Origin of the sequence: Rhodococcus sp. HNM0569, assembly GCF_012726205.1 — a bacterium.
In the GTDB taxonomy this organism is placed as follows: domain Bacteria; phylum Actinomycetota; class Actinomycetes; order Mycobacteriales; family Mycobacteriaceae; genus Rhodococcus_F.
In genome coordinates this window covers 17,821-26,901 of the sequence record NZ_JAASAE010000008.1, presented here as the reverse complement: position 1 = coordinate 26,901, position 9,081 = coordinate 17,821, and the positions used below count along the sequence as shown (strand labels likewise).

The following is a 9,081-nucleotide window of genomic DNA, read 5'->3' as shown; positions in this document are numbered from 1 at the left end:
GCTGGGATGAAACGTTTCGACGACCCCCGGCGATCTAATGTGATGTACATCACTACCTAGTTCGTCGGAGAAGCCCATGAGCGGATACACGCCGCCGGGTCCCCAGCCTCCGCCTGATGGCGGCACGCCATCACTCGACCGGGGAAAGAAAATCGCGATCGCCGTCGGCGGTGGTGTCGTCGCGTTGGCGGCGATCACCGCGTTCTTGCCGGAGAGCGAGCCCACGCCGGTTCCGGCCGACGCAGAGCAATCGTCGACGCAGACGACTGCCCGCGCCCCGACCACGTCTCGCGCCGACCCGACCACGACACCCGAAGCAGCGACGACGACTCCCGAAGCCGCCGTCACCACGCCGCCCGCTGGGCAGCCCCCGCCGCCGCAATCGACGACGCCGTTCGTCGTGCCCAGCCCGCCCGAGATCCCGTCGACGTCGCCGTTGCCGCTGCCTACGATGCCGGACACGAGCTACCCGACGTACGAGGCGCCGACGTTCACGACACCCGAGCTGACGCCGTATGTGCCGCCACCGCCTGCACCGCCGTCGTCTGTCTATTACGAGAACTGCGATGCCGTGCGAGAAGCCGGCGCTGCACCGCTCTTCATCGGGCAAGACGGATACGACGCAAGCCTCGACCGAGACGGAGATGGGGTGGCCTGCGAATGGACCGGATGAAGCCTCCGAATCCTGGCCTCTGGTACCTGTGGTTCGGCCTGATTATCTTCGGATTGCTCGGCGTCATCGGATTTCTCGACGACGGCGACGTCGGCGGCGCCCTCTTCGCCCTGGTGTGGGCCGCAGCCTTCGGTTACCTGCTCTACCGGCACGGTCGAAAGACGAAGGAAGCCGCAGCCGCGCAACTCGCGGCACGCGCCGAACACGACCACTGGCGGTACGTCTGGGGCAACGGCACCGGACCGTACGGTCCGCCCCGGCCGCCTGCGGGGTAGTGGCGCCGCGTCGCGAGCGCTCAATGATGCGGCCGCTCGGCAGATTACGGGGCTCATCGGCTCGCTCGGACCGCGGGTGACGTTCATGTCGATGAGCAGCTCCGGCACGGAGGGTGACGGACTGTTGACGATCCTTCTCGCCGCGGTCGCGGCAGCTACGCTCGCCGGCTTGCTCATTCGCGGAAAGACGAAGCTCGGCGACCGATGGGCCCCGCCGATCGCGGGAGTGCTGGTGTCGATCATCGCGATCTACGACTTCAACGAGGTCGGCAATCGCAGCGTCGAGATCTTCGAACGCACCGCCTACGCGAGCCTTGGATGGGGGCTGGTGCTCACGCTCGTCGGTGGCGTCACCCTCGCCGTTTCGGGCGGGCTCGTCTTCACGGCTGCGAAGTAGGCCTTCGACACCCGGCAGTCAGACTGGCCGGTCCCACCCGAAGGCGCGGTGGCGGGCCTCGGCGCGCCGGGTGCGCCAGTCGTGTACGAGCCACATTTCGACGAGCTCGGCGGTGGTGTGCGCCTGTGTCGCCCAGCAGTACAGCGACAGCAACGCCGGGCCGACGCCCGGCGCCTTCGGCCACCCGGACCATTCGCGGAACGGGCCGCTGTCGACCGGCCTCGGTGAAGTACTACGCCGCAACCTCGCCAACGGGAGGCTTTGCTCTTCGGTCTCGCCTACACGACGCGCTCGAATCGTGCGAAGGAGCTGACGTCGTACCTGTGCAGCCCGAATCGAACGTGTTCGCGCTCGATCCGAAGCTGGTTGTCGGGGTTGTACGTCAGCAGGCCGTCATCGTCGGCCGCGACTGCCTCGACCCTGATGCATGGCGCTCGGCTGGTTGGTAGCACCGGGAGCCGGGTCGGTCGTAGAGACGTCGCCCCGGTCTGGCACCGCGGGCCTGGGAGCCGATCATCGGTTGCTACGAGACTTGCACGCTGAACGCAACGGCAAGGAGTACCACCGTTGCTACGCAGCAGAGTAGGGACACGATCGCGTACTTCAATGCCTGCGGATCATCGTCGAGGTACCGCGATCCGGACCGAACCGGTCGCCTGGTCCCAGGCGCCGCAGCTCTGTTGCGGACCGCAGTCTTGCGGCTTTGGAGATGCGTCACCACGCACAGAGCGAGGCCGAGTAGAAGCGCGACGGCTCCGATGCACACCAGCCACAGGCCCCAGCCGACAGAGCCAAGAATCTGACCCTCGGCATCGAACATTGCCTGGCCTCGGATCAGGTCGGTGATTCCACCTACCGCGCACAGGCTGCCCGCCAGGGCGGCGATGAGCAGCGGCAGTATGGAGTTCCATGCCGTGCGGAGCAGCAGTGAGGCGCCGGCCACGCACCCGGCGATCAGAATGATCTTGCCGTCGGGAGTATCGGTTCCGCTGACGGCAGCAGACGAGGGGGCCTGGACCACTCCCCACGGGCCGAGGCTGCCCACGATGATCGCGAGGCTCGCCAAGCAGGCGACGCTGAACCCCGCGATGTTCAGGGTGGACATCGGCGATCTGGGAACCGCTGTGGGTGCGCTCATCTCATCCTCCGGGGAGCCGTAGTTGCGAGGATCTTAACGGTTGGCGCAGACCCGTTTTCGGTAGATCAGCGGTCAGAATTGTCCGACCGTCGCGTGTTGGGGCCGCTACGATGACGCGCGGTCGAGGCCGTCGTCATCGTCAGGCTTGTCCCGAGGGTCGGGTCGCCGTGCCTCCGAAGGTTTGTTGCATTGGCGGGCGCGAGTGGGGGGCGCACGGCTCGTAGGTTTCGCCGGTTGCGCCGGTCGACACCGAACGGCGACCGAAGTCGGGATCGTATGCAGGGGGAGATGAGCCGATGAAGCTGAAGACGACGAGGCGGTCGCGACACGAACCGCAGATTCTTCCGCCCGACCCGGACCGTCGAATGATCGCGTTCCTCGTCGACCTCGTGATCCATGCGGCGGGGGCGGCGATCGGCTTCGGCGCCGTGTATCTGGCGATGGCAGACGCCGAGTCCGCCTCCTCCGTACCGATTAACACACTCTGGGGCGCGCTCGGCGGATGGATCGTCGCGTCCTTCGTTCATCGCTGCATCTATCAAGCCGTCTACCAACAGACAGTGGGGAAGCGGATCACCAGTCTGAGAGTGGTTCATCCCCGCACCGGCAGTCGAGTCGGGTTCTGGTACCTCGTAAGGAGTTGGGTCGTCGGGGTGGTCGTGCTGCCGATCGACGGCTGGACAGGTGACGGCCAGGTTGGGATGCCCGCCGTGACGCCTCGACGGATCTGAATCGTTGCGTCGCGGCGAGTGCTCCCCGCGGGAACGGGGCGAGACGTGGTGCAGCTGTCGGACCTGCGGGGCACCATCTACTCGGTGGTACGCGACAGGCGTTGCGCTGGATGCATCGGCACGCCACCGCTGTATGTGTATGAGAAACAAGCATGATGAGCGAACGTAGTCTCGAAGCGATCTTCCCGATGGTCGAGAACGGCGACCGCACAGTTGTTTTCATGCCTTCGCCGAATGGATGCTATGTGCGGGTCATGTGGGCCGTTACGCACGAGCCGGTGGGTTCCTTCCCGTCGATCGAGTCGGCGGTCGCCGCCGGCTTCGCAGCCGTCGGCGCGACCGTGGACGACGAACTGATCGCCGCCGAGACCGCGCGCGTCAGGCGCGCTTTCGCCAGTGGAGACGCCGACATGTGGGGATGAGTCCTGTTCCGACTCGCCGACCGAGTCGGCGAATCGATCTGGTCGGCGGTGTCGGATAAGCGTGCGCGGTTGCACTACGTGGCAGTTGGCGACGATGTCTCGACTTTGTTCCAAGCGCGTCGCTGAGACTGTGGTCGTGCCTACTCAGTAGCTCGATTCGCTACAACCCACTAGATAGGAAGGCCCGGTACGGATGCCCAAGAGTGCGAAGCGGCGTACCAAAGATTCGCGGCACCAGTCTGGAAACCGTCGGACTCGCGCTCAGCGACTTGATCTTGCAGCACCAGAGGTTGTGGCAGTGCGGGCAATCTTCACGCGCGCGCTGATTCCGTCGCGCGGACGTGTCGACAGCGGGATCGAGACCGCCCGCACATTCGCGCAACGGCGTACGAGTCCGAGCCAACCCGAACCAGGGAGTTCGATCGTCCGAGACGACACTGGCTTTTCTCGGCGACAGTCTCCCAGCACGCATCTTCGGCTCCAGTGCTAGACCATTCGCTATTCCCAGCGATGGCTGCGGCCGAAAACCTAACCACGGTTGTCCGTCTGGCCGAAGACATCGACAGGAACGGTCGGACTCGCTTGTTATCACTGGCGACGCTGTGTCGAGCGGCCCTTGAAGCTTCGAGCCGAGCCGTATGGGTACTGTCGCCGACAGACCGCGATGAGCGGCGTAATCGTGCGCTTCGTATGACGAAGTCGGAGGTGCAAGCTAAGAAGAGGTACGTCGCAAAGGGGAAGGCAGCTCTCGAATCGCAGAGTGCTCCGGGTTTCAGTGAACGTCTAGTGCATCTAACAGCTGACCTTGAGCAGGCAACAACGATCCTGAGCAGTCTGGCCGGGGTGACTGGTGTTCCGACAATCGAGCAACTCATCGAACAGGCGTCGGCATGGGTAGACAGATCGGCTGTGAATCCGCAGCACACGCCGATGGCGGAATTCGCCAAGCCAATGTACTCGATCTCGTCGGGTTTTGCGCACGGATACACGTGGACTACTCATTATGTGCGTGAGCCAAACGACCTCTTCGCAATCTTGGCTGACCTTCTCTACGCGTCGACTTCGATGCTTGGTGCTGCCGTCGTCCTCTATGAAGCCCAAGCCAGCGTCTCGAGCCGAATCGGCAAGGGCTGTCCCGATCATTTGCGCCCGGTTGCGGCCAGGTTTCATGAGCTATACGTCGACTAGACCACCTCTAACTGACTCGCCACCACGGGGCCCGTTCGAAACCACGCGTCGCCCGTGTCTCGGCACCCGTTGCGGTCGCCGCCGCGACGTAATCCGGGTGTGGGGCGTGGACGACGAGGTACTCGCCGTGGTCGGTGACGGACACGCGGCTGAACCGTTCGGCCCAACGCAGTCTCGCGAGGCTGTAGACGACGGCAGCTGCGCCGGGCACCAACAGCGTCACCGCGGCTTCGCCGTACTCGGTGTCGGCCAGCAGTACCGGCAGGCCGATCATCACGAAGAGGCTCACCGCCAACCGGAGAAACCCACGTCCACGATGTGCGCGCAGCCATCGGTGGCAGTCGTCGCAGCCGTGGATGGTCCGTCTCGTCTGGTGTGCCGTCGCCACCCGCTCGAGGAGTCGGCCGAGCCCCGCCCACTTGTTCGTCAGGTCGTGCCAGATCTGCCGGCGTGACGACCAACGATCGAATTCGGTCTCCGGCTTGGCATAGACGTAGAAGCGACGCGACCACGTTCCGGGCCTGCCGTGCGCGACACACACCGCCGGCGGGTCGACGGCCGGGAACCGCCGCAGCGTCGAGATCGGCTCCTTGCCCGCGAACCGGCCGAGTTCGCTCACCGTCCCGGCGCGCAGCGGAAACAACACGTCGACGGTTGCGGTCTCGGACATGAGAGGTATGGATAGCGGCCTGGCCGTGGGCTTGGCAAATTGATCCAGTCGGGAGCCGTCCTGCCGCGTCGAATGTGCAGGTCACGAGGTTTCTCGAGTCTCGGGGAGGTAGTCGCACCGTGCGTCTGGGGGCGGCTCCTGCCCGGCTTGATACCTTTGGACCGGTACCAGACGAGTCGTGGCGACGGTAAGGGTGGCCGCGTACGTACGCACGGGGGGACTGATGGCGGATTCGTGGGCGGCACTCGCCGAAGCAGCGATCGCGAGCGGGCAGCTCGATTTCGATCCCGACAAGATGGATGGGTGCATCAGGTATTGCGATGACTTCATCCAGGAGCTGACGCTCCTGCGTAAACGAGCTGACCTGGAACTGTATCGGGAGACGCTCGGGATCGGCGAGCCGGACATTCAGACCGCGCAAGCAATCGTGAAGAAGTTCCAGGAGAAGGCCCGCGGTGGTGACGGTATCCCGCAGGAAAGCTCTGCGGTGGGCTACATCGACTCACACATCGACTATGTAACCCAGATTCGCGATGCTCTGCAGAAGGTGCGCGACAACTACCAGACGACCGATGCGGATTCAGCAGCCAATCTTGGCGCAGTGGAGGTACAGCAGTGAGAACATATGCGCGAGGCGTGGCAGTTGTGGCATCGGCCGTGGCGTTGGTTTCCGGCGTGGCGGCGTGCGGAGGCTCAGAATCAGGCGCATCTGAATCCACGACGACAGTGGCGCCGATCCAGGTTTCGTATCATCCATGCGATCAGCTACCTCCCGACGTCATGTCCAGGTTGGGCTTTGACATGGCCGCTGCTTATCGGCAGGAGCGTACGGACCCGGTCTCGCTCGAATGTACGTTCGCGCATAGCAACCCCCGCTATGGGGCCAGCGTGGTTGCAATGGGTCAGGAGTTCGACGAGGTTGTTGGGGATCAGCGACTCGTCGAGAAGGAACGGACATCCATTGCGGGGCGCGATGTATCCGTTGCCGACTTCACCGGCGGCGTTTCTTGTCGCGCGAGCATCGACATTCCACCAGGCACGCTGCAGGTGTCGGTTGACTATCGAGAGAACTCTCCTCGTCCCGAAGATGAACTGAACAATGTCGACGAGGCATGCGCCGAGGCGATGAATATTGTTAATGCGCTGGGCCCGTACCTGCCTGAACGGCTGTGAGTCTGACCCGCACGCTCGCGTTGGTAGTAGGCACACTGTCGCTGGTCGCGGGCCTCGCCGCGTGTGGTGACACGGAATCCGATGTTGCGAACGAGACTACGAGTACACAGCCGATCGAGATTTCGTATCACCCGTGTGATGAATTGCCGCCGGACGTGATGGCAGGTTTCGGCTTGGACTTGTCGAAGGCGTACCGCGAAGAACGGATGGGACCAGTCTCTTTCAATTGCATAATCGCCCACAGGGCTCCGCGGTACGGGGCTGGCTTCTATGCCATGGGGCAAACCTTCGACGACGTAGTAGCCGACGAAAGGCTTGTCGAGAAGGAGCGATTGACAGTCGCGGGGCACACCACCTCGCTCGCCGACTTCACCTCCGGATTCTCGTGTATGGCCACCATCGATATCGCGCCGGAAGTGCTACAGGTGTCTGTCGACTATACGGAGAGAGAATCTCTCAGCGGAGAATGGCTCAGCACCGTCGATCAGGCCTGTGCCGAGGCGAAGAAGATTGTGAACGCACTTGGGCCATACCTGCCTGAACGGTTGTAAGCCCGTCGTATCAACCCTCGAAATGCATTGCCCTGCAACTGTGCCGATATCTCAACCGACTTTCCACCATGGCGGTCGTTCAGAGCCTTGTTCGGCCCGGGTATCGGCACCAGTTGTGCGTGCACCCACGACATAGTCCGGGTGTGGTGCGCGAAGTACGAGCCAGTCGCCGTCGTCGCTGACGGTTGCTCGAGTGAACTGATCGGCCCAGCGTGCCTTCGCTGCGCTGTAGGTGAAGAAAAACAATCCGACGAACATCAAGATCGACCCAAGGACCTGTAGCGAGGTGCCGCCGAGAATCAGCGGAAGGCCGATCATCAAGAAGATGCTCACCGCGAACCGGAGCAGCGCGCGTATGCGGTGGCCACGCAGCCACGCGCGGCAATCGCTGCAACCGTAGAACGTCCATTGCGTCGAGGGGGCGGTTCCGATTCTCTTGATGACACGCCCGAGTTCGGTCCAGGAAAACACCAGGTCATGGAGTATCTGGCGGCGCGGCGACTTGCGATCGTGTTCGGTTTCCGGCCTGGCATAGATGCGGAATCGCCGTGACCACGTGCCGGCCCTGCCGTGCGCGGCGCACAGCTCGGGTCCGTGCGCGGCCGGAAGCCGCATCAGCGTCGCAGCCGGTTCCTTGCCTGCCCATCGGCCGGGCTCACTCTCCGTTCCCGCACGCAGCGGAAACAGCACGTCGACGGTTCCGGGTTCTGGCACGAGAGGTATGCATAGCGCCCGCGGCGGGTGCTGGGCAAATCGCTGCGACGCCCGCGCAGCGTGCCCCATGAGCGGGAGGTGCGCGGCCATCTTGCGGCCGGTGGCGCCCGGGTTGATATCTTGGGGCGCGATACGGTACGGACGAGTCGTGGTGATGGCAGCGGTGGCCACGCACGCACGGGGGGACAGATGGCGGATTCGTGGGCAGCGCTAGCCGACGCAGCGATCGCAAGCGGACAACTCGACTTTGATCCCGAAAAGATGGACGGCTGCATCAGGTACTGCGATGACTTTGTCGACAAGCTCCAGCAACTCCGAAATCGGGCCTATCGGGAGCTCTACATGGAAAAGCTGGCAATCGGAGAGCCTGATATCGAGACCGCACAGGCGATCGTGAAGAAGTTCCAGGAAAAGGCCCGCGGTGGAGGGTCGATCGCGCAGGAGAGCTCGGCGGTCGGGTACATCGATTCGCATATCGAGTATGTGAGACAGATCCGCGATGCCCTGCAGAAGGTGCGTGACAACTACCAAGCGACCGACGATGAGTCGGCAACTAACCTCGGCGCAGTGGAGGTCCAACAGTGAATACGCGGCTGCGGGGAATAGTGATCGTGGCGGCAGCGTCGTCGCTGGCTGCGGGCCTCACCGCCTGTGGTGACTCGGCGTCTGATACATCGGAACCGACCACGAGTGCTCAAGAGGTGCAGATTTCCTACCATCCGTGCGACCAGTTGCCAGCAGAAGCGATGGGCGCCCTTGGATTGGACCTGTCCACGGCAGACAGGTACGAGCGGACTAACCCGGTATCGTTGGAATGCACTCTTGCGCATCGGGATCCGTCTTACGGCGTCGGGATCTATGCCCTCGCTCAGAGCTACGATGCTGCGATCGCTGACAGTCGGCTTCGCGAAAAGGAGAGCTTTACCGTCGCTGGCCGCGATGTCTCGATCGCGGAGTTCACGGACGGAGAGCTGTGCATGGCCAACATCGACATTCCGCCCGGAGTGCTCCAGGTCTCGGTGGACTACAAAGCACAATCCACGCGCCCCAACGAGGACCTCACCACAGTCGATCAAGCCTGTGCCGAGGCGAAGAACATCGTGAACGCACTCGGCCCGCACCTGCCGCAACGGTTGTGAGCGGAGTTCG

Annotated in this window: 15 protein-coding genes; 11 read left to right on the top strand and 4 right to left on the bottom strand. The window is 63.5% G+C overall.

The genetic code is table 11. The features are described from left to right. Positions 1–76 precede the first annotated feature (76 nt). From HCA44_RS12675 to HCA44_RS12665, 3 genes are all read left to right on the top strand, one after another. Entirely contained in the window at positions 77–673 is a 597-nt protein-coding gene (locus tag HCA44_RS12675; RefSeq protein ID WP_169648935.1) for an excalibur calcium-binding domain-containing protein, read from the top strand. Next, a complete protein-coding gene (locus HCA44_RS12670) occupies positions 670–948 on the top strand; it encodes a hypothetical protein (protein WP_169648934.1) in 279 nt (92 codons plus the stop codon). Before HCA44_RS12675 ends, HCA44_RS12670 begins: the two co-directional genes overlap by 4 nt. Positions 949–1,039: 91 nt before the next feature. Further along, positions 1,040–1,345 (top strand): hypothetical protein, encoded by a 306-nt coding sequence (locus tag HCA44_RS12665; protein ID WP_169648933.1) that lies wholly within the window; start codon positions 1,040–1,042, stop codon positions 1,343–1,345. An 18-nt stretch (positions 1,346–1,363) separates the two neighbouring features. Here HCA44_RS12665 and HCA44_RS12660 read toward each other — a convergent pair whose 3' ends face one another. Both HCA44_RS12660 and HCA44_RS12655 read right to left on the bottom strand, forming a co-directional pair. Next, on the bottom strand, positions 1,364–1,588 hold the full coding sequence (locus HCA44_RS12660) for a hypothetical protein (RefSeq protein ID WP_169648932.1): 225 nt from the start codon (positions 1,586–1,588) through the stop codon (positions 1,364–1,366). A 280-nt stretch (positions 1,589–1,868) separates the two neighbouring features. After that, positions 1,869–2,450, bottom strand: coding sequence for a hypothetical protein (locus HCA44_RS12655; protein ID WP_169648931.1), 582 nt, complete (start codon positions 2,448–2,450; stop codon positions 1,869–1,871). Positions 2,451–2,779: 329 nt separating this feature from the next. Between HCA44_RS12655 and HCA44_RS12650 the strand changes: the two genes are divergently transcribed. The 3 genes from HCA44_RS12650 (at position 2,780) to HCA44_RS12640 (ending at position 4,824) form a co-directional block, all read left to right on the top strand. Continuing rightward, the gene (locus HCA44_RS12650; RefSeq protein ID WP_169648930.1) at positions 2,780–3,214 is read left to right on the top strand and encodes an RDD family protein; all 435 of its coding nucleotides are present in this window, start codon (positions 2,780–2,782) and stop codon (positions 3,212–3,214) included. Between the two features lie 152 nt (positions 3,215–3,366). Continuing rightward, positions 3,367–3,636: a hypothetical protein gene (locus HCA44_RS12645; protein WP_169648929.1), complete on the top strand. Its 270-nt coding sequence runs from the start codon at positions 3,367–3,369 to the stop codon at positions 3,634–3,636. Between the two features lie 690 nt (positions 3,637–4,326). Further along, positions 4,327–4,824, top strand: coding sequence for a hypothetical protein (locus HCA44_RS12640; protein ID WP_169648928.1), 498 nt, complete (start codon positions 4,327–4,329; stop codon positions 4,822–4,824). A gap of 7 nt (positions 4,825–4,831) precedes the next feature. Here the strand turns inward: HCA44_RS12640 and HCA44_RS12635 are convergent, their stop codons facing one another. Beyond that, positions 4,832–5,494: a hypothetical protein gene (locus HCA44_RS12635; protein WP_169648927.1), complete on the bottom strand. Its 663-nt coding sequence runs from the start codon at positions 5,492–5,494 to the stop codon at positions 4,832–4,834. A gap of 223 nt (positions 5,495–5,717) precedes the next feature. On the opposite strand from HCA44_RS12635, the gene HCA44_RS12630 reads away from it, so the two are divergent. The 3 genes from HCA44_RS12630 to HCA44_RS12620 are packed head-to-tail and all read left to right on the top strand — an operon-like array spanning position 5,718 to position 7,218. Next, complete coding sequence (locus HCA44_RS12630) at positions 5,718–6,113, top strand: hypothetical protein (protein ID WP_169648926.1); 396 nt, start codon at positions 5,718–5,720, stop codon at positions 6,111–6,113. A gap of 17 nt (positions 6,114–6,130) precedes the next feature. Further along, positions 6,131–6,667, top strand: coding sequence for a DUF3558 family protein (locus HCA44_RS12625; protein WP_169648925.1), 537 nt, complete (start codon positions 6,131–6,133; stop codon positions 6,665–6,667). After that, positions 6,664–7,218 (top strand): DUF3558 family protein, encoded by a 555-nt coding sequence (locus tag HCA44_RS12620; protein ID WP_169648924.1) that lies wholly within the window; start codon positions 6,664–6,666, stop codon positions 7,216–7,218. Before HCA44_RS12625 ends, HCA44_RS12620 begins: the two co-directional genes overlap by 4 nt. Positions 7,219–7,269: 51 nt before the next feature. Here HCA44_RS12620 and HCA44_RS12615 read toward each other — a convergent pair whose 3' ends face one another. Further along, a complete protein-coding gene (locus HCA44_RS12615) occupies positions 7,270–8,103 on the bottom strand; it encodes a hypothetical protein (RefSeq protein WP_169648923.1) in 834 nt (277 codons plus the stop codon). An 18-nt stretch (positions 8,104–8,121) separates the two neighbouring features. Between HCA44_RS12615 and HCA44_RS12610 the strand changes: the two genes are divergently transcribed. Both HCA44_RS12610 and HCA44_RS12605 read left to right on the top strand, forming a co-directional pair. Further along, the gene (locus HCA44_RS12610; protein ID WP_169648922.1) at positions 8,122–8,517 is read left to right on the top strand and encodes a hypothetical protein; all 396 of its coding nucleotides are present in this window, start codon (positions 8,122–8,124) and stop codon (positions 8,515–8,517) included. Beyond that, complete coding sequence (locus tag HCA44_RS12605; RefSeq protein ID WP_169648921.1) at positions 8,514–9,071, top strand: DUF3558 family protein; 558 nt, start codon at positions 8,514–8,516, stop codon at positions 9,069–9,071. The genes HCA44_RS12610 and HCA44_RS12605 overlap by 4 nt, the downstream gene beginning before the upstream one ends. The last annotated feature ends 10 nt before the right edge of the window (positions 9,072–9,081 follow it).